This is a genomic window from Blastococcus goldschmidtiae, assembly GCF_031845325.1.
GTDB classification, from domain to species: domain Bacteria; phylum Actinomycetota; class Actinomycetes; order Mycobacteriales; family Geodermatophilaceae; genus Blastococcus; species Blastococcus goldschmidtiae.
Map to the genome: position 1 here is coordinate 304,510 of NZ_JAVREI010000001.1, position 18,430 is coordinate 322,939.

Genomic DNA, 18,430 nt, shown 5'->3' on the forward strand with positions numbered 1-18,430 from the left:
CGGTCGGGCCGGGAGGAGGGCCGGGGGAGACTGGCGCGGTGGACGGATCGGCACCGGCGGCGCTCGGCGTCGCACCGGAGGACCGGTTGCCCGACGGCTTCGCCGTCCGCCTGGATCCGCGGACCCGACGCCGGGACGGCGGGGCGACGCTGCTCGGTGGCTCGCCGCTGCGGCTGCTGCGGCTGGCCCCGCGGGCGCGCGAGCTGCTGACCGGCGACCGGCTGGTGGTCCGGGACGCCGCCACCGCATCCCTCGCGGCCAGCCTGCTGGACGCGGGGCTGGCGCATCCCGATCTCGCGGCCGGATCAGCCGGGGACGGCGGTGCCGACGTGACCGTCGTCGTGCCGGTCAAGGACCGGCCGGCCGAGCTCGCCCGGCTGCTCGCCGCCCTGCGTGCCGGTCCGGGCACCGCCGCTCTGCCGATCGTGGTGGTGGACGACGGATCGGCCACCCCGGTGCGCGCCGAGGGCGTCGTCGTCGTCCGGCACGAGGAGGCGCGCGGCCCCGCGGCGGCGCGGAACGCCGGGCTGCGAGCGGTCCGGACCCCGTTCGTCGCCTTCCTGGACTCCGACTGCGTGCCGCGGCCGGGCTGGCTGACCGCGCTGCTGCCGCACCTGGCCGATCCCCGGCTGGCGATCGTCGCGCCGCGGATCGTCGGGCTGCCCGGCCGGGGGTGGCTGGCGGACCACGAGGCGGTGGACGGCGCGCTGGACATGGGGCAGCGTGCCGCTCCGGTGCGGCCGCTGTCGGGCGTGTCGTACGTGCCGAGCGCGGCGCTGCTGTGCCGGCGGTCGGCCCTGGGGGCGGGCTTCGACGAGGCGCTGCGGGTGGCGGAGGACGTCGACCTGGTGTGGCGGCTGGCCGCGGCCGGCTGGCGGGTGCGGTACGACCCGTCCGCCGAGGTGGCGCACCAGCACCCGACCGGAACGGGAGAGTGGGTGCGCCGCCGGGCGTTCTACGGCACCGGGGCCGCGTTGCTGGCGGCCCGGCACGGGAGTCTCGTGTCGCCGCTGGTGATCGCCCCGGAGCTGGCGGCGGCCGTGGCGCTGGTCGCCGGTGGCGGCCGGGCCGGGCGGGCCGCGGGGCTGGCGACGCTGGCCGTGCGGGCCGCTCGGCTGGCCGGGCGGCTCGCGCGGCCGGGCGAGCGCCCGCGGGTGGGGCTGGCCGTCTTCCTCGTCGGGCGCAGCGCCGGTGCGGCCGCGCGAGCACTGTCCCGGTCGGTCACCCGCCACCACTGGCCGCTGACGCTGATCGCGGCCCTGGTCTCGCGCCGTGCCCGGCGGGGAGCTCTGCTGCTGGCCGTCGCCGACGGGTTGCTCGCCTGGCTGCCGCACCGGCGGCGGACCGGACCGGTCCGTCACCTGGTGGCGCGCCGGCTCGACGACCTCGCCTACGGTTCCGGGCTGTGGGCGGGGGCGCTGCGGGCACGCTCGGCGCGGGCGCTGTTGCCGACCCGCCCGACCCGCCCGCCCCGGCCGCCCCGCGGATGACGGCCAGGTGAACTGCCGGTGATTCCGCGCCGGCCCGGAATGCGCGGTGACCGTCTCGACTTGGAGCCCTCGTACTGCGGCCCGGCCAGCGTGGGTCCCCGCTCCGTCGCGCTCCCGAAGGACCACCTGTGACCACCCTGCACGACCGGCCGGCGCTGGCACCGGCGCTGCCGGCGTCCGCGTCCCCACTGCCGGTGCAGCCGCCCGGCCGGGCCCGCACCGCCCTCGTCCTGGGCGCCTTCGTGGCCATCGGGCCGCTGACCATCGACATGTACCTGCCGGCGCTGCCCACCATCACCCGGGAGCTGGAGACGACGTCGGCGGCGGTGCAGCTCACCCTGACCGGCACCCTGATCGGGCTCGCCCTCGGGCAGCTGGTGCTGGGCCCGGTGTCCGATGCGATCGGGCGGAAGCGCCCGCTGCTGGCGGGCACCGCTCTGCACGTGCTGGCGTCCCTGCTCGTGATCATCGCGCCGAACCTGGCCGTGCTCGGCGCGCTCCGGGTGCTTCAGGGCGTCGGGACGGCGGCCGGGGCGGTGATCGCCCTCGCCATCGTGCGCGACCTCTACGACGGCCGGGCGGCCGCCACGATGCTCTCCCGCCTGTTCCTGGTGCTCGGCGCCGCGCCGGTCCTCGCGCCGACGATCGGCGGGGAGATGCTGCGGTTCAGCTCGTGGCGCGGGATCTTCGCGCTGCTGGCGGCCTACGGCCTGGTCATGGTCGTCGTGGGCGCGCGGCTGCTCCCGGAGACGCTGCCGCCGGAGCGCCGCCGGTCCAGCGGGGTCGCCGGCACGCTGCGCGGTTACCGCGAGCTGCTCCGTGACCGCCCCTACGTGGGCCTGGTGCTGGTCGCCGGACTGACGATGGCCGGGTTGTTCAGCTACGTGTCCGGATCGGCCTTCGTCTACCAGGGCGAGTTCGGCCTGGACGAGCAGCAGTTCGGCCTGCTCTTCGGCGCCGGGGCCTTCTGGCTCATCGCCGCGACGCAGCTCAACCCGGTGCTGCTCCGCCGCTGGTCCCCGGCGCAGGTCCTCGTCGCGGGAACCGTGGCGGGGGCGGTCGCGGGCGTCGTGCTCGTGGCGCTGGCCGCCACCGGCACCGGCGGGCTGTGGGCCGTGGCGCTCAGCCTGTGGGCCGTGCTCTTCGCCTGTGGCCTGGCCCTGCCCAACGCCCCCGCCCTGGCGCTGTCCCGCCACGGCGACGCCGCCGGCACGGCCGCGGCGCTCCTGGGGGCGGTCCAGTTCGGCGTCGGTGCCCTGGTCTCGCCGGTCGTGGGCCTGCTCGGCAACGACGCGGTGGCCATCGGCACGGTCGTGGTGACCGCCCTGGGGCTGGCGATCGTCCTCCTGGTCGTCGTCGTCCGCCCGTGGCGGCTGCCCGTCGACGACGCCGCAGAGCCGGCTGCGGTCCACTGACCGGCGTGATCGACCCGGTCCGCCCCGCGCTGTCGCCGGGACGCGTGGCCGCCGCCGTCGTCGCCCTGGCCCTCGGTGGCTTCGCGATCGGCACCACCGAGTTCGTCACGATGGGGTTGCTGCCCGACGTGGCCGAGGGCATCGACGTCGACATCCCCACCGCGGGGCACGTGATCTCGCTGTACGCGCTCGGCGTCGTCGTGGGTGCGCCGGTGATCGCCGCGCTCGGCACCACCCTGCCGCGCCGCGGCCTGCTGATCGGGCTCATGGTCGCCTTCATCGCCGGCAACGTGCTCACCGCGGTCGCGCCGGGCTACGGCTCGCTGCTGGCGGCCCGCTTCGTGGCGGGGGTCCCGCACGGCGCCTACTTCGGCGTGGCGTCCCTGGTGGCCGCCTCGCTGGTGCGGCCGCACCTGCGCGGACGGGCGGTCAGCTCGGTGATGCTCGGGCTGGCGGTCGCCAATGTGGCGGGGGTGCCGGCGGCGACCTGGCTGGGGCAGCAGCTGGGCTGGCGCAGCGCCTACTGGGCGGTGGTCGTGATCGGCGCGCTGACGATCGTCGCCGTCGCCACGGTGGTGCCGGCGTCCCCGGGCAACCGCGCGGCGACCGTGCGCACCGAGCTGGGCGCGCTGCGCCGTCCGCAGGTGCTGCTGACCCTGCTGGTGGGGGTCGTCGGGTTCGGCGGGATGTTCGCCGTCTACAGCTACGTCGCGCCGCTGGTCACCGAGGTCACCGGGATGTCCCGCGGCTCCATCCCGCTGGTGCTGCTCGCCTTCGGCACCGGTGGTGTGGTGGGGACGGCGCTCGGCGGGCGGCTCGCCGACCTGGCCCTGTTCCGGTCGCTCGTGGGCGCGAACGTGGTGACCGGCGTCCTCCTGGCGCTGGTCCCGCTCGCGGCCCGGACGCCGGTCACGATCGTCGCGGCGATCTTCCTGCTCGGTGCGGGCGCCTCGACCCTCGTCATCTGCCTGCAGATGCGCCTCATGGAGGTCGCCGGCGAGGCGCAGATGCTGGGAGCGGCGCTCAACCACTCGGCCCTGAACGCCGCCAACGCCCTGGGCGCGTGGTCGGGCGGGCTGGTCATCGCCGCGGGGCACGGGTACACCGCACCCGGCCTGCTCGGTGCGGGCCTGGCGGCCGCGGGCCTGCTCGCGCTCGCCGCCTCGGGCGTCCTGCGCCGACGGGAGCTGCGAGCTGCCGGTGCGCTGCCGGAACACCTGCCCCACCCGGCCCAGCCCGCTCGCGCCGCACGATGAGGGGGCGGGCCGGGCGGTAGCGTCGGGCAGCCGCCGGTGCGTACCCGTCCGTCCCGGCCGGGGCCCTGCGTGGGTCCGGTGAAACGCAGCCTCAGGAGGATCCAGCCGTGCAACTGGAGAACTCGTTCAGCGTGCCCCTGCCCGTCGACGAGGCGTGGCGGGTGCTGCTCGACATCGAGCGGATCGCCCCGTGCATGCCGGGTGCCGTGCTCGACTCCGTGTCCGGCGACGATTTCACCGGCTCGATCAAGGTCAAGCTCGGGCCGATCAACCTGACCTACCAGGGCAGGGGTTCGATCACCGAGAAGGACGACGCCGCCCACCGCGCAGTCATCGAGGCCCGCGGCAAGGACCAGCGGGGCAATGGCACCGCGGCGTCGGTCATCACGGCGGTGCTGGTGCCCGAGGGCTCGGGGACGCGGGTCGACGTGGTCACCGACCTGACCATCACCGGGCGCCCGGCGCAGTTCGGCCGCGGCGTCATGACCGACGTCGGGGACAAACTGCTCGGCCAGTTCTCGGACAAGCTGGCCGCCCAGCTCGGTGCCCCCGCGCCGGTCGTGGGTTCGCCTGGGCCGGTGGCGAAGGCCGCGGCCACGGCGACCGGCGCGATCGAGGAGGTCGCGGCCTCCGTCGAGCAGCTGCCCGCCGACGGCCCTGCGGCCACGGCCGTGAAGAAGGCGGCGGCGGCCACGAAGAAGGCCGCGGCCGGCGCGACCGAGAAGGTGACCGAGCCCGTCGAGAAGGCGGCTCCGGCGAAGAAGGCCCCGGCCGCGAAGGCTCAGCCCGCGAAGGCCGCTCCCGCGAAGGCCGCTCCCGCGAAGGCCGCTCCCGCGAAGGCCGCTCCGGCGAAGAAGGCGGCGTCCGCCGGGACGACGCCCGCGAAGGCGGCTGCGCCCGAGGCGAAGGCCGAGCCTGCGAAGAAGAGCGTGACCACCAAGGCCGAGCCGGCGAAGCAGGCCCAGGCCGCGAAGGCCGAGCCGGCCAAGAAGGCCGCGCCGGCGAAGGCCGAGGAGGCTCCCGCCTCGACGGCCCCGATCCCGGACGTGGCCCCGGCTGGTGCCGGCGCCCGGCGGCCGAGCGGACCCCCGACGGGGACGTCGGCGCCACCGTCCCGCCCGGCGACCGGCGCGCCGGTCCGCAGCGTCCCGTCGGCCGGACCGCGTCCGGCGACGCCCGCAGCGTCGAGCGCTCCCGCCCGGCCGGAGCCGATCGACCTCCTCGAGGTCTCCGGCGCGAGCGCGGCCGGCCGCTACGCACCCGTCGTGGGCGCCGCAGCCGCACTCGCCGCGCTGGTGCTGCTCGTCCGCCGTCGCCGGCGCCGTCGCACCGCGTAGACATCGCACCGCGTAGACGTCGCACGGACCTGCTACAGGGTGCGCCGATGCGTCGTTCCGGAGCTGTGGACGGCGCATCCGCGCGCCCTGTCGGGCGGTGCAACGGCTGAGCTCAGCCCGGGAGCACCTCGGTGAGCCAGGAGAGCGCCGCCGCGGCCACGAGGCCGGGGTTCTTCTTCAGCGAGTGATCGCCCGGCACCGCGTACACCGACGCGAGCCCCTGGCCGGCCAGCGCTGCCGCGACGTGCTCGGGGCGGCCCATCGCGTCGGTCTCGCCCTGCACCACGACGATCGGTACGCCCACGCCGGTGAGCTCGGAGGCGCGGCTCTTCTCCGGCTTCCCCGGCGGGTGCAGGGGGAACGCCAGTGCCAGGACTCCCGCGGCGCCCTCGGCGGCCGACGTCCGGCAGGCCACCCGCGCGCCGGCGCTGCGGCCGCCGAGCACCAGCCGGCCGGGCAGCCGGTCGGTCAACCGCAGCCGGTCCAGCACGGCGCCCCACGCCTCGTCGAGCCGCGGCGGCGCCGGCGCGATCCGCTTGCCCGCCACCCGCCACGGCTGGTCCACCCGGTGCACCAGCCACCCGGCGTCCACCGCCTCGGCCGCGACCGCCGTCAGGTCGGCCGACTCCGAGCCGCCGCCGGCACCGTGCCCGAGCACGAGCGTGCCGGCGGCTCCGTCGCCGGCGCTGAGCACGCGCGCCGGGCCGAGCGGCGTGTCGACCAGCTCGGTCATGCGGGCAGCGCCAGCAGCCCCTCGACCGCGCCGAGGAGGTCGTCGGCCTGCACGTGCGGCGCCTCGTAGACCGCGGGGTACACCCGCTCGCTGCGCGGGAACCAGGCGCCGGTGAGACCGGCCCGCTGGGCGCCGAGCACGTCCCACCCGTGCGAGGCGACGAGCGCCAGGCGCTCCGGGGCCACCTCGCACCGGCCCGCGGCCCAGAGGTAGACCTCGCGGGCCGGCTTCCAGGCGCGGATCGCCTCGCTGGTCAGCGTCGCCGCGACCAGCGGGGTGAGGCCGCCACGTGCCAGGCCGGCCTGGGCCACGCCGGGGGAGCCGTGCGACAGCGTCACCACGCGCACGCCCGCCTCGGTCAGCCGGCGCAGCGCCGGCTCCACGTCCGGGTGCGGTGACAGCTCGGCGAAGGCGTCGAGCACCGTGGCGCGGGTGTCGGCCGGCAGGGGGCTCTCCTGCGCCAGGGCGGAGTCGAACGCGTCGCGGAAGGAGCACCAGTCGCCCACGACGGTGGCGGCGAAGCCGGTGAGCAGGGTGCGCGCGAAGACGGTGCCCAGCAGCGACTCCGGCTGGCCGGCCTCCACCAGCGTGGCGCGGACGGGTGCCAGGTCGAGCAGCGTCTCGTTGACGTCGAACGCGACGACCGCGGGGCGCAGGCGGGTCACGCCTCGTCCCGCTCGTCGGGGGGCAGGTACGCCGCGGCCGCCGGCGGACGGCGCAGCCGCCCGGTCACCTTCTTGTACGTGAACCAGGCCACCGCCGCGACCACGGCGACGACGAGCGCGTAGTCCAGCCAGTGCAGGTTGTCCTGCACGAAGTCGCCCGCCGCCACGCCCAGCCCGATGAGCACGCTGTTCCAGATCAGGCTGCCGCCGGCGGTGAACAGCAGGAACTGGCCGATCGGCATCCGGACGACGCCCGCGGGGACGGAGATGAAGCTGCGGACGATCGGCACCATGCGGCCGAAGAACACCGCCGACCGCCCGTGCCGCGCGAACCACTCGAAGGTCTTGTCGACGTCCCCGGTCTCCACCAGCGGCAGCCGGTCGAGGAAGGCGTGCGACCGGCGGGGCCCCAGCGCGCGGCCGACGTAGTAGAAGAACACCGCGCCCAGCAGCGAGCCCAGGGTGGCGAAGAGGACGACCGGCACGATGTTCATCTCGCCGTCGTTGATGAGCACTCCGGCCAGCCCGAGCACGGCCTCGCTCGGGATGGGCGGGATGACGGTCTCGGCCAGGATGGCCAGCCCCACGCCCACCGGGCCGAGCGAGTTGACCAGGTCCAGCAGGAATCCGGTGATCCCACCCTCGTCGGAGGCGGCAGCGGCGAGCAGGTCCATGCCGCCCACGGTATCGGCGGCTCCGGTGCGCTGCCGCGACGCCGACCGACGGCGCGGCTAGCGTCGCCAGGTATGCGCCAGCGCTTCACCGCCCGCGCCGCCGTGGTCGGGGACCGCGCCGGCACCGTCGTCCCCGATGCCGTCGTCGACGCCCTGGACGGCTCGATCGAGTGGATCGGCCCGGCCGCCGAGGCCCCGCCGCAGCCCGGTGCCGAGACCGTCGCGCTGCCCGGCGTCCTCACTCCCGGGCTGGTGAACGCCCACTCGCACGCCCCGATGGTGCTGTTCCGCGGTCAGGGCGAGGGGCTGCCCCTGGACCGCTGGCTGCGCGAGGTGATGTGGCCGCGGGAGGCCCGGCTCACCCCCGAGGACGTCGAGGTCGCGATGACCGCCGCATCGGCCGAGATGCTGGGCAACGGGATCACCACCAGCGTCGAGATGTACTTCCAGCCCGAGCGGATCGCCGCCGCCGTCGGCGTCACCGGTGCCCGCGCCGTGATCGCCACGCCGCTGCTCCCGCTGCCGGGCATGCCACCGATGGAGGAGCAGCTGCGCGCCGCCGTCGCGCTGGCCGCCGGTGCTCCGGACGACGGCACGGTCGAGTTCGGTCTGGGTCCGCACGCCGCCTACACCGTGCCGCTCCCCGTGCTCCGCGACGCTGCCACCGCGGCACGCGAGCACGGCCTGCTGCTGCACCTGCACGTCGCCGAGACCGCGACCGAGGGGGAGGACCTGCTCGCCGCGCACGGCCTGTCGGTGCCCTCGCTGCTGGCGGCCCACGACGTGCTGGGCGGACGGGTGCTCGCGGCGCACTGCGTGCACATGGACGACGGCGACCTCGACCTGTGGCGCGAGTACGACGTCGCCGTGGCGCACTGTCCCGCCAGCAACGCCAAGCTGGCCAGCGGGGTCGCCCGCGTCCGCGACATGCTCGACCGGGGCATCCGGGTGGGCCTGGGCACCGACGGCCCGGCGTCCAACGACTCCCTGGACCTGCTCGCCGACCAGCGCCTGGCCGCGTCGATGGCGCGGCTGCGCGAGCGGTCGGCGACGGCGCTGACGGCAGCCGAGGCGTTCTGGCTGGCCACCGGGGCGGCGGCCGACGCGATCGGCCGCCCCGACCTCGGCGTGCTGGCGCCCGGCCGCCGCGCCGACCTGGTGCACGTGGACACCCGGGACCTCGTGTTCGAGCCCGTCGGCGACGCCGCCGATCTGCTCGCGCACCTGGTCTGGTCCGCCGACGGCCGACACGTCCGCGATGTGTGGGTGGGCGGCAGCCAGGTCGTGCAGGACGGCCGGTCCACGCGCGTGGATGCCGCCGCGCTGCGCGTCGACGTCGCCGAGCGCGCCGCCCGGCTGGCCGGGCGGTGACCCCGGGCCGCGCACCGCGTGCGGTCGTGGTGGGCGGGGGAATCGGCGGTCTGGCCGCGGCCCGGGGTCTCCAGCTGGCCGGATGGTCGGTCCGGGTGCTCGAACGCGCGGCCGACCTGGAATCGCTCGGCGCCGGGCTCAGCCTGTTCCCCAACGCCGTGCGGGCGCTCGGCGCGCTGGGCGTCGAGCTTCCCGCCGGCCGGCTTCCGGGGCCCGGCGGGATCCGCGCCAGGAACGGTCGCTGGCTGTCGCGCAGCGACCCCGCCGCCTACCCCGAGCGGTACGGCGCCCCGCTCGTAGCGGTGCACCGCGCCTCGCTGCAGCGCGTTCTGCTGGAGGCCCTGGTCCCGGGCACGGTCATGACGGGTGCCCGTGTCGCGGAGGTGAGGGCGGGGGACGGCGGACCGCTGGTGGTCCGCCACGACACGGAGGAGCTGGGTGCGGACCTGGTCGTGCTGGCGGACGGGGCGGCCAGTGGCACGCGCGGCCTCGTCACCGGCGGCAGACCGAGGCCGGTCCACGCCGGGTACACCGCGTGGCGGGGCGTGATGGAAGCCGGCCCGGGAACCGCCGTGGCGGATGGGGCGACCGAGAGCTGGGGGCGCGGGGAACGCTTCGGCATCGTGCCGCTGGCGGACGGACGGATCTACTGGTTCGCGACGGCGAACGCCCCCGAGGGCGGTCGGTCGCCCGACGGCGAGCACGCCGAGCTGCTCCGCAGGTTCTCGGGGTGGCACGCCCCCGTGCCGGACGTCCTCCGCGCCACCGATCCGGGCGCCGTGCTCCGCCACGACGTGTACGAGCTCCTCCCGCACCCGCGGTCCTACGTCCGGGGCCGGGTGGTGCTGCTGGGGGACGCCGCCCACGTCATGTCCCCGAACCTCGGGCAGGGCGCCTGCCAGGCGCTGGAGGATGCGGCGACGCTCGGGGCGGTGCTCCTCCCGGCCGGCGCGGACGTCGACGCCGGGCTGGCCGCCTACGACCGCGCACGACGTCCGCGGGCCCGGCGCATCGCGCGACGCTCGGCCCAGATCGGGAGGATCGCCCAGCTGGACGGGCGGTTCAGCAGCGCGGCGCGGGACCACGTCATCCGGTGGACCCCGGACCTGCTCACCCGCCGCCAGCTCGACGACGTCCTGCAGTGGGACGTCCCGGCGCGGCTCGGCTGATCTTCTCAACCAACCGGTTGACCAAGGTCGGCGCTCCGGTCTACCGTCTTCTTCAACCGGAAGGTTGAAAAGGAGGAACACGGTGGCGGATCCGCTCTCCCGGGTGTTCTCGGCGCTGGCCGACCCCACCCGGCGGGACATCGTGGCGCGGCTCGCGGTCGCCGATGCCACGGTCAACGAGCTCGCCGCGCCCTACGACGTGACCGTCCAGGCCGTCTCCAAGCACCTCAAGGTGCTGGAGGACGCCGGCCTGGTGAGCCGCAGCCGGGAGGCCCAGCGCCGCCCGGTGCACCTCGAGGCCGAGGTGTTCGACCTGATGACGAAGTGGATCGAGCGGTACCGGCGGCAGGCCGAGGAGCGCTACCGCCGTCTCGACGACGTCCTGCGCGACATGCCGGACGCCGGCCCCCCAGCCCAGGAAGGAACCACGTCATGACCAGCACCACGCACCACGAGACCCAGATCCTCGTCGACCCCGACGTCCCCCTCGTCCGGATCGTGCGCGAGTTCGACGCCCCGCCGGAGAAGGTGTTCCGGGCGCACGTCGACCCGGAGCTGTTCGCCCGCTGGACGGGGCCGAAGGGCATGGAGATGTGCATCGACCGGTACGACTGCCGCACCGGCGGTTCCTACCGCTACGTGATGTCGCAGGACGGCGAGGACTACGGCTTCAACGGCGTCTTCCACGAGGTGCGCGCGAACGAGCTCATCGTCCAGACGTTCGCCTTCGAGGGCATGCCGGACGACGTCGCCCTGGAGCGGCTCCTCCTCGAGGACCTGGGCGACGGGCGCACCCGGCTCACCTCGACGTCGCTGGTCGACTCGTTCGAGGGCCGCGACGGCTTCGTCGCCAGCGGCATGGAGGCCGGCGTCACCGAGGGCTACGAGAAGCTCGACGACCTCCTCGCCCGCGACGAGGGCGGCGCACGGTGACCGCCACGGCCACCGTCGACCGACGGCACCGGGGGAGCACACGCCCGCGGACGATCGCCCTCCGGGTGCTGCGGCTGGGGCTGGCAGCGGTGTTCGCCGCGGCCGGTGCGGCCAAGCTCGCCGGCGACGCCGCGATGGTCGAGATGTTCGCCGACATCGGGGCCGGCCAGTGGCTCCGGCACCTCGTCGGGGCGCTGGAGCTCGCCGCTGCCGTCGGGCTGCTCCTTCCGCCCGTGGCCGGGTGGGCGGCGGTCGGCCTGGTCGGCCTGATGACCGGCGCGACGCTCACGAACGTGCTCGTCCTGGAGGTCGGCCCGGCGCTGACGATCGCCCTCCTCGTCGGGGCCGCGGTGGTCGCCTGGTTCCGACGGGACGACCTCCGCGCGCCAGCCGGATCCGTCAGCCGGTCGGGGCGTCGCGGCCGGCCTCCCGCGCCGGCGGGGCGGTGGCTTCCACCGCGGTGAGCTCCTCGACGATCTCGTACGTGTGCTCGACGCCGGCCGGTACGACCCACGAGTCGCCGGGCCCGAGGTCGAGGGTCTCGGCGCCGGTCACCAGCCGTGCCCGACCGGAGACGACGTAGCCGACGGTCTCGTACTCGCGCGCCGCCTGCGGCTTGCCGCTGCTGGTCGGCTGCCCGGACCACAGTCGCATGGCGACCCGGGACCCGGAGGCCAGGTACCGCTGGCCCATCTCACCGGTCCCCGCCGAGGTGACCGTGATCTTGTCCACGCCGTCCGTGTGCTCGCTCACGGCACGCCGGGTACCCCTGCCGTTCCCCGCTCACGCCCCGGGGCGTGAGCCGGGATCAGCGGCGGTCGAGCAGCCGGCCGCGCACGGCGTCGGCGGGTCTGACGCCGGGGGAACCGGGGAGGATGGGGACGATGAACGGGCAGCCGGTGGTCGACGTCCTCGTGGTGGGCGCCGGGCAGGCTGGGCTGGGCACGGCGCACTGGCTGGGCCGGGCAGGCATCGACGACGTCCTCGTGGTGGAGGCCGCCGACGCGGTCGGCCAGGTGTGGCGCGACCGCTGGGAGAGCCTGCAGCTGTTCACGCCGCGCCGGTTCAGCTCGCTGCCGGGCATGCCCTTCCCGCCCGGGCCGACGGCGACGCCGTCCCGGCTCGAGATGGCCGACTACCTGGCGGCGTACGTGGCCCGGTACGGCCTGTCGGTGCGCACGGCGGCGCCGGTGCGGCTGCTCGCGCTGGACGACGGGGCGTTCGTGGCGCAGCTCCCGCAGGGTGCCGTCCGCGCACGGCACGTGGTGGTGGCGACGGGCGCCTACGGGCGGCCGCGGGTGCCCGCGGCCGCGGACGACCTCGACGGGTCCGTGCACCAGCTGCACTCGTCGTCCTACCGGCGGCCCGGCGACGTGCCCGAGGGGCCGGTGCTCGTGGTGGGCGGTGGCAACTCCGCCGCTCAGCTGGCGCTGGAGCTCGCCGGGCGGCACGAGGTCACCGTGGCCGCACCGGTGGTGCCGCCCTTCCTGCCCGAGCGACTGCTGGGCGTGAGCATCTACTGGTGGCTGCTGCTGAGTGGCGTGCTCAACGCGGGGACGGGGACGCCGGTGGGCCGGTTCGTGCGCTCGCGCCCCGAGGCGGTGCTGGGCCGGCAGCTCCGCCGGGCGGTGCGGGCCGGCGCCGTGCGGCTGCACGCCTCGCCGGTGGTGGCCGCGGACGGCCCGCGCGTGTGCCTGGCCGACGGCACGTCGCTGCGGCCGCGGAGCGTGCTGTGGTGCACCGGCTTCGAGTCCGACACCGCGTGGATCGACGTGCCGGGCGCGCTGGCCGACGACGGCTCGCCCCGGCACGAGAAGGGCGCCTCCCCGCTGCCCGGGCTGCACTGGATGGGCCTGCCGTGGCAGACGCGGGTCAACAGCTCGCTGATCGACGGCGTGGACCGGGACGCCCGGCGGACCGCGCGCCGGATCGCTGCGGCGCTGCGTGCCGACGCTCCGCTCAGGCGCGCAGACTGATCGTCTCGCCGCGCTGCACCGTCCGGACGCTCCCGGGCAGCTCGCGGCGGCCGACCTCCGCGACGAAGTCGCCCAGCGGGCTCCTGAACCGGTCGTAGTCGTCGTAGTGCACCGGCACGGTGACCGGCGGCCGCAACAACTCCACGAGGTCGGCGCCCTGGCGCGCGTCCATGGTGACCGTGAACCCGAGCGCCTTGGTGCCGCCCAGGTGGGGGATGAGCACGTCGAGCGGGCCGCAGCGCTCCAGCACCTCGCCGAGGAACGGCCGGTAGAGGGTGTCGCCGGAGATGTATCCCCGCCAGGCGACCTCGCCGCCCCGCACCAGCTCCAGCACGCTGCCCATCACCGGCGGGAGCACCTTCGCCAGCGGTCCCGGCCCGTGGACGCCCGGTACCGAGGTGATCCGCAGCTCGTCGTCGTCGCCGGCGGACAGGACGTGCTGCTGCCAGGGCCGCAGGTCCGACGTCGCGGTGAAGCCCTTGCGCCCCAGCGCCCGCGCGGCCGCCTGGGTGGTCACCACCGGTGTGGCCTTGTCCAGGCTGCGGGTGGCGATGTCGTCCCAGTGGTCGCCGTGCATGTGCGAGAGCAGGACGGCGTCCAGCGACGGGAGCTCGCCCGGCTCCATCGCCGGGTCGGTCAACCGCCTGGTCCACAGGCCCTTGCCCAGGTAGGCGCGCTGCCCGCGGTGCAGGAAGCTCGGGTCGGTCAGCAGGGTGAACCCGCCGAGCCGGAGCAGCATCGTCGCGTTGCCGACGAAGGTCATCGTCACGTCGTCCGTGGGCTGAGGTGCGGGGTCGACCATGAATCCGGGCTACCCGGGGACGGGTGCTGGTAGACAGGCCGGGTGCCAGGAACCCGCACCGTCGACGAGTCCTTCCTCGCGCTCCCGCTGTCCGCGCTCACCGACGCCGCCCTCACCCGGGCGGTGGATCTGGGCTGCGAGCACGCCGACATCCGGGTCGAGCGGATCCGCACCCAGACGATCAGCCTGCGCGACGCCCGCCCGGAGGCGGTGACCGACGGCGAGGACCTCGGGCTGGCCGTCCGGGTCGTGCACGAGGGCACCTGGGGCTTCGCGGCCGGCGTCGTCCTCACCGCCGCGGAGGCCGTCCGGCTGGCCGAGCAGGCCGTCGCCGTGGCGACGGTGTCGGCGGCGATCAACACCGACCGCGTGGAGCTGGCCCCCGAGCCGGTGTACCCCGACGCCACGTACGTCTCCGAGTACGAGGTCGACCCGTTCGAGCTGCCGGACACCGAGAAGACCGCCCTGCTCACCGAGTTCTCCGAGCGGCTCCTGGCCGCCGACGGCGTGGAGCACGTGCAGAGCAGCTGCATGCACGTCAAGGAGCAGAAGTACTACGCCGACACCGCCGGCACCCGCACGAGGCAGCAGCGGGTGCGCATCCACCCGGAGTTCACCGCGCTCACCGTCGACCGCGCCACCGGCTCCTTCGAGAGCATGCGCACCCTCGCCCCGCCGGCCGGCCGCGGCTGGGAGTACCTGACCGGCGGTGGCTGGGACTGGGCGGGCGAGCTGGCCGAGCTGCCCGAGCTGCTGCGGGAGAAGACCAAGGCCCCCTCGGTCGAGGCCGGCCGCTACGACCTGGTCATCGCCCCCTCGAACCTCTGGCTGACCATCCACGAGTCCATCGGGCACGCCACCGAGCTCGACCGGGCACTCGGCTACGAGGCCGCCTACGCCGGCACGTCGTTCGCGACCGTGGACAAGCTCGGCACGCTGCAGTACGGCTCCCCGCTGCTGCAGGTCACCGGCGACCGCACCGCCGCCCACGGCCTGTCCACCGTCGGCTGGGACGACGAGGGCGTCGCCGGGCAGGAGTGGGACATCGTCAAGGACGGCGTGCTGGTGGGCTACCAGGTCGACCGCAACATGGCCCGCCTCCGGGGGCTCCCGCGCTCCAACGGCTGCGCGTTCGCCGACTCGCCGGGCCACGTGCCCGTGCAGCGGATGGCCAACGTGTCCCTGCGGCCGGCGCCCGACGGGCCGTCGACCGACGAGATCATCGGCGGGGTGGACCGCGGCATCTACGTCGTCGGCGACAAGAGCTGGTCGATCGACATGCAGCGCTACAACTTCCAGTTCACCGGCCAGCGGTTCTACCGGATCGAGAACGGGAAGCTGGCCGGCCAGCTGCGCGACGTCGCCTACCAGGCGACGACGACGGACTTCTGGGGCTCGATGTCGGTGGTGGGCGGGCCGCAGACCTACGTCCTCGGCGGGGCGTTCAACTGCGGCAAGGCCCAGCCAGGGCAGGCTGCGCCAGTGAGCCACGGCTGCCCGACCGCCCGCTTCGACCAGGTGTCGGTCCTCAACACCGTCCAGGAGGCCGGCCGATGAGTCTCCATCGCTCCGCGCAGGAGCTCGTCGAGCAGTGCCTGGCCGCCTCGACCGCCGACGGCCAGGTCACCTACGTCACCGAGCACTCCGAGGCCAACCTGCGCTGGGCGGGCAACAGCCTGACCACCAACGGCGCGATGCGCTCGCGCTCGGTCGTCGTCATCTCCTTCGTGGACGGCGGCGCGGGGATGGCCGCCGGCACGGTGTCGCGCACCGGGACGCCGGACATCGCCGAGCTGGTCGCCGCCAGCGAGCGCGCCGCCCGCGACGCCGGCCCCGCCGAGGACGCCGTCCCGCTGGTCTCCGAGCCGCCGCCGGGCACCGGGGACTGGTCGGCCGACCCGGCCGAGACCTCGATCGAGGTGTTCGCCGAGTTCGCGCCGGCGCTCGGGCAGGCCTTCGGCGAGGCACGGGACCGCGGCGAGCTGCTCTTCGGCTTCGCCGAGCACTCGCTCAGCACCACCTACCTGGGCACGTCCACCGGACTGCGCCTGCGCACCGACCAGCCCACCGGCCGCGTCGAGCTCAACGGCAAGAGCCCGGACTTCTCCCGCTCGGTCTGGTCGGGCACCAGCACGCGCGACTTCCGGGACGTGTCCGTGCCGGCGCTCGCCGCCGACGTGGCGCAGAAGATGCGCTGGTCGGAGCGCCGCATCGACCTCCCGGCCGGGCGCTACGAGACGCTGCTGCCGCCCTCGGCGGTCAGCGACCTGATGATCTACCTCTACTGGACGATGGAGGCCCGCGACGCCGACGAGGGCCGCAACGTCTTCGCCCGCCAGGGCGGTGGCAACCGGATCGGCGACCGCCTCGCCGAGCTCCCGCTCACCCTGCGCAGCGATCCGGCGGCACCGGGCCTGGAGACCGCAGCGTTCCAGGTGGTGTCCGCCTCGTCCGGCGCGGCCTCGGTGTTCGACAACGGCCTCGCCTCGCCGGCGATCGACTGGATCACCGACGGCGTCCTCACCAACCTGGTCCGCCCGCGCGCCTGGGCGCTGAAGCAGACGGCGCCGGCCACGGTCGCCGTCGACAACCTGATCCTCGAGGACCGCTCCGCGTCGGTGGACCCCGCCGACATGGTCGCGGCCACCGAGCGCGGCCTGCTGCTGACCACGCTCTGGTACATCCGCGAGGTCGACCCGCAGACCCTGCTGCTCACCGGCCTCACCCGCGACGGCGTCTTCCTGGTGGAGAACGGGGAGGTGACCGGGGCGGTCAACAACTTCCGGTTCAACGAGTCGCCGGTCGACCTGCTCGGCCGCGCGGTGCAGGCCAGCCGGACCGAGCGCACCCTGCCCCGGGAGTGGAACGACTGGTTCACCCGCGCGGCCATGCCGATGCTGCGGGTGCCGGACTTCAACATGAGCTCCGTGTCACCGGCCAGCTGACCCGCCTCCGTGCGCAGTCGCCAGACTGCGGATCGTGACCCAGTCGTGTCCGGAACCGGTAAGTGCCGGGACCTCCTGCGGCGTGTACAGGGCATGACACCCGAGGAGTCCTTCGCCGAGTTCTATGCGGCGTGGAAGGACCCATGCCTGCGTGCGGTGGTGGCGAGTGGCACCGACCGCGCGACGGCGGAGGAGGCGGTCGCCGAGGCCTTCTCCCGCGCGTGGGCGAGCTGGCCGAAGGTCAGCCGCCACCCCGCTCCGTCGGCATGGATCGTCCGCACCGCGCTCAACCACCGGGTCTCCCGGTGGCGCCGCACCCGTCGGGAGGTGGCGCTGACCACCGAGATCGCCGACGGCGTGATCGCTCTGAACGCGGCACATCCCGAGCGGGACGACCTGCTTCGCGCGGTCGCCGCCCTGCCCCGCCGGCAGCGCGAGGTCGTGGCGCTCCGGATGTTCCTCGACCTCGACACCCAGCGGACCGCCGAGGCACTCGATCTTTCGCCCGGCACGGTGACCGCCCATCTGCACCGGGCGCTGGCCGCTCTGCGTGCCACCCTCTCCCCGGACCTGGAGGCCTGCTCATGAGCACCGACCTGCGCACCGACGTCACGCGGGCCTACGCCGACGTCACCCTCGCCGACCCGCTCGAGCAGATCGTGCGCCGAGGGCGGCGCATCCGCCGCGCCCGTCGGGCCCGGCAGGCGGCGCCCGCCCTGCTCGTCGCAGCCGCCGTCGCGGTCGGCGTGACGGTCGTCCGGGAGGACGAGAGCTTCGGGCCTCCCGGCCCGGTCGAGCTCGTCGACTACTCGGTGCCGGCCTTCCCGCTGTCGTTCGAGCGCCTGCCCGCGGGGCTCGACGGACCGCACGCCTCGCTCGACCCGTCCTTCGACGAGGTCGGGCCGGGTACGGCGCACGCCGGGTGGAGCGACCCGGCGGACCCGGACTCGGGGATCGGGCTGTCCGTCCGAGCCGACGGGCCCGGCATGGACGGCGCGGACGAGGTCGGCGACGCCGAGATCGCCGGGGAGGACGCCACCGTGTACCGGAGCGAGGTCAGCGGCGGCGCAGACGTGTTCTCCGTGGTGTGGGAACGGACCGACGACCAGTGGGTCGGGGTGACCGGCTCCGGCCGGTTCGGTTCCGAGGCAGCGGTGGTCGACCTTGCCCGCGGGGTGGTCGACCGGGGCTTCGCGGTGCCGCTGCAGGTGAGTCTCGCGCCGCGCGGCTGGGTCGTGGTCGCCTACAAGATGGACCGGGTCCTCACCCTCGCCGACCCCGCCGGTCGCCCCGCGACCGAGGCGTCCGCCCGTACCCTCACCGTGCACCTGCCGCCGGAGCCCAGCGCGCCGGCCGACCTTCCCCGCGACGTGGGCGCCACCGACGGCCGCATGGACGAGGTGACCGTCCAGGGGCGGCCGGGCTACCTGCTGCCGACGTCGGAGGTCTGGTTCCTCCAGGCGTCACTGGCCGACGGGACGGTGTTCACCCTCCAGGCGCCACTGGACCTCACACCCGAGCAGGTCGTGGAGGTGGCTGACGGCGTCGGGCGGAGCTGACCCGCACGGGGTGGTGGACACGGGCTGCCGCCACCCCGGCGGACCCGTCCGTCACACCCGTCGCAGAACGGGCTCCGGCCGGTGTAGTTCCGCCAACGCGGCGCA

At 75.3% G+C, this 18,430-nt stretch carries 19 protein-coding genes; 14 read left to right on the plus strand and 5 right to left on the minus strand.

Annotated features, from left to right (window positions below; genetic code table 11):
* The first annotated feature begins 38 nt into the window (after positions 1–38).
* From mftF to RM425_RS01480, 4 genes are all read left to right on the plus strand, one after another.
* The gene (gene mftF, locus RM425_RS01465) at positions 39–1,490 is read left to right on the plus strand and encodes a mycofactocin biosynthesis glycosyltransferase MftF (RefSeq protein WP_311343405.1); all 1,452 of its coding nucleotides are present in this window, start codon (positions 39–41) and stop codon (positions 1,488–1,490) included.
* A gap of 128 nt (positions 1,491–1,618) precedes the next feature.
* Complete coding sequence (locus RM425_RS01470) at positions 1,619–2,905, plus strand: multidrug effflux MFS transporter (protein WP_311343406.1); 1,287 nt, start codon at positions 1,619–1,621, stop codon at positions 2,903–2,905.
* Positions 2,906–2,910: 5 nt separating this feature from the next.
* Complete coding sequence (locus RM425_RS01475; RefSeq protein ID WP_311343407.1) at positions 2,911–4,161, plus strand: MFS transporter; 1,251 nt, start codon at positions 2,911–2,913, stop codon at positions 4,159–4,161.
* A 107-nt stretch (positions 4,162–4,268) separates the two neighbouring features.
* Positions 4,269–5,498, plus strand: a complete 1,230-nt coding sequence (locus tag RM425_RS01480) for an SRPBCC family protein (protein ID WP_311343408.1) — start codon at positions 4,269–4,271, stop codon at positions 5,496–5,498.
* Positions 5,499–5,610: 112 nt separating this feature from the next.
* On the opposite strand, the gene RM425_RS01485 is transcribed toward RM425_RS01480, so the two are convergent.
* From RM425_RS01485 to RM425_RS01495, 3 genes are read right to left on the minus strand one after another with little or no spacing between them, the layout of a single operon-like run.
* Positions 5,611–6,231: an alpha/beta hydrolase family protein gene (locus tag RM425_RS01485; RefSeq protein WP_311343409.1), complete on the minus strand. Its 621-nt coding sequence runs from the start codon at positions 6,229–6,231 to the stop codon at positions 5,611–5,613.
* Positions 6,228–6,896 carry an HAD-IA family hydrolase gene (locus tag RM425_RS01490; RefSeq protein WP_311343410.1) on the minus strand — a complete coding sequence of 223 codons (669 nt, stop codon included), beginning with the start codon at positions 6,894–6,896 and terminating at the stop codon, positions 6,228–6,230. The genes RM425_RS01485 and RM425_RS01490 overlap by 4 nt, the downstream gene beginning before the upstream one ends.
* Positions 6,893–7,570: a DedA family protein gene (locus tag RM425_RS01495; protein WP_311343411.1), complete on the minus strand. Its 678-nt coding sequence runs from the start codon at positions 7,568–7,570 to the stop codon at positions 6,893–6,895. The genes RM425_RS01490 and RM425_RS01495 overlap by 4 nt, the downstream gene beginning before the upstream one ends.
* Positions 7,571–7,642: 72 nt before the next feature.
* Here RM425_RS01495 and RM425_RS01500 point away from each other — a divergent pair, with 72 nt between their 5' ends.
* The 5 genes from RM425_RS01500 (at position 7,643) to RM425_RS01520 (ending at position 11,507) form a co-directional block, all read left to right on the plus strand.
* A complete protein-coding gene (locus RM425_RS01500) occupies positions 7,643–8,941 on the plus strand; it encodes an amidohydrolase family protein (RefSeq protein WP_311343412.1) in 1,299 nt (432 codons plus the stop codon).
* Positions 8,942–8,967: 26 nt separating this feature from the next.
* Complete coding sequence (locus RM425_RS01505) at positions 8,968–10,110, plus strand: FAD-dependent monooxygenase (RefSeq protein ID WP_311343413.1); 1,143 nt, start codon at positions 8,968–8,970, stop codon at positions 10,108–10,110.
* An 82-nt stretch (positions 10,111–10,192) separates the two neighbouring features.
* A complete protein-coding gene (locus RM425_RS01510; protein WP_311343414.1) occupies positions 10,193–10,546 on the plus strand; it encodes an ArsR/SmtB family transcription factor in 354 nt (117 codons plus the stop codon).
* Positions 10,543–11,043 (plus strand): SRPBCC family protein, encoded by a 501-nt coding sequence (locus RM425_RS01515; protein ID WP_311343415.1) that lies wholly within the window; start codon positions 10,543–10,545, stop codon positions 11,041–11,043. Before RM425_RS01510 ends, RM425_RS01515 begins: the two co-directional genes overlap by 4 nt.
* Positions 11,040–11,507 (plus strand): DoxX family protein, encoded by a 468-nt coding sequence (locus RM425_RS01520; RefSeq protein ID WP_311343416.1) that lies wholly within the window; start codon positions 11,040–11,042, stop codon positions 11,505–11,507. The genes RM425_RS01515 and RM425_RS01520 overlap by 4 nt, the downstream gene beginning before the upstream one ends.
* On the opposite strand, the gene RM425_RS01525 is transcribed toward RM425_RS01520, so the two are convergent.
* Positions 11,443–11,796, minus strand: coding sequence for a cupin domain-containing protein (locus RM425_RS01525; protein WP_311343417.1), 354 nt, complete (start codon positions 11,794–11,796; stop codon positions 11,443–11,445). The genes RM425_RS01520 and RM425_RS01525 overlap by 65 nt on opposite strands.
* Positions 11,797–11,927: 131 nt before the next feature.
* Here RM425_RS01525 and RM425_RS01530 point away from each other — a divergent pair, with 131 nt between their 5' ends.
* Complete coding sequence (locus tag RM425_RS01530; RefSeq protein ID WP_311343418.1) at positions 11,928–13,019, plus strand: flavin-containing monooxygenase; 1,092 nt, start codon at positions 11,928–11,930, stop codon at positions 13,017–13,019.
* Here RM425_RS01530 and RM425_RS01535 read toward each other — a convergent pair.
* On the minus strand, positions 13,003–13,821 hold the full coding sequence (locus RM425_RS01535) for an MBL fold metallo-hydrolase (RefSeq protein ID WP_311343419.1): 819 nt from the start codon (positions 13,819–13,821) through the stop codon (positions 13,003–13,005). The two genes, RM425_RS01530 and RM425_RS01535, sit on opposite strands and share 17 nt — an antisense overlap.
* 42 nt (positions 13,822–13,863) lie before the next feature.
* Between RM425_RS01535 and RM425_RS01540 the strand changes: the two genes are divergently transcribed.
* The 4 genes from RM425_RS01540 (at position 13,864) to RM425_RS01555 (ending at position 18,325) form a co-directional block, all read left to right on the plus strand.
* Complete coding sequence (locus RM425_RS01540) at positions 13,864–15,378, plus strand: TldD/PmbA family protein (protein ID WP_311343420.1); 1,515 nt, start codon at positions 13,864–13,866, stop codon at positions 15,376–15,378.
* Positions 15,375–16,766, plus strand: a complete 1,392-nt coding sequence (locus RM425_RS01545) for a metallopeptidase TldD-related protein (RefSeq protein ID WP_311343421.1) — start codon at positions 15,375–15,377, stop codon at positions 16,764–16,766. Before RM425_RS01540 ends, RM425_RS01545 begins: the two co-directional genes overlap by 4 nt.
* 93 nt (positions 16,767–16,859) lie before the next feature.
* Positions 16,860–17,354, plus strand: a complete 495-nt coding sequence (locus tag RM425_RS01550) for a sigma-70 family RNA polymerase sigma factor (protein ID WP_311343422.1) — start codon at positions 16,860–16,862, stop codon at positions 17,352–17,354.
* Positions 17,351–18,325 (plus strand): hypothetical protein, encoded by a 975-nt coding sequence (locus tag RM425_RS01555; protein ID WP_311343423.1) that lies wholly within the window; start codon positions 17,351–17,353, stop codon positions 18,323–18,325. The genes RM425_RS01550 and RM425_RS01555 overlap by 4 nt, the downstream gene beginning before the upstream one ends.
* Positions 18,326–18,430 lie beyond the last annotated feature (105 nt).

Excerpts from the sequence above, each read along its gene's own strand:
- RM425_RS01495 (WP_311343411.1), bottom strand. The coding sequence starts at position 7,570 with ATGGACCTGCTCGCCGCTGCCGCCTCCGACGAGGGTGGGATCACCGGA.
- RM425_RS01485 (WP_311343409.1), bottom strand. The coding sequence starts at position 6,231 with ATGACCGAGCTGGTCGACACGCCGCTCGGCCCGGCGCGCGTGCTCAGC.
- RM425_RS01535 (WP_311343419.1), bottom strand. The coding sequence starts at position 13,821 with ATGGTCGACCCCGCACCTCAGCCCACGGACGACGTGACGATGACCTTC.
- RM425_RS01515 (WP_311343415.1), top strand. The coding sequence starts at position 10,543 with ATGACCAGCACCACGCACCACGAGACCCAGATCCTCGTCGACCCCGAC.
- RM425_RS01545 (WP_311343421.1), top strand. The coding sequence starts at position 15,375 with ATGAGTCTCCATCGCTCCGCGCAGGAGCTCGTCGAGCAGTGCCTGGCC.
- RM425_RS01555 (WP_311343423.1), top strand. The coding sequence starts at position 17,351 with ATGAGCACCGACCTGCGCACCGACGTCACGCGGGCCTACGCCGACGTC.
- RM425_RS01550 (WP_311343422.1), top strand. The coding sequence starts at position 16,860 with ATGACACCCGAGGAGTCCTTCGCCGAGTTCTATGCGGCGTGGAAGGAC.
- RM425_RS01500 (WP_311343412.1), top strand. The coding sequence starts at position 7,643 with ATGCGCCAGCGCTTCACCGCCCGCGCCGCCGTGGTCGGGGACCGCGCC.
- RM425_RS01530 (WP_311343418.1), top strand. The coding sequence starts at position 11,928 with ATGAACGGGCAGCCGGTGGTCGACGTCCTCGTGGTGGGCGCCGGGCAG.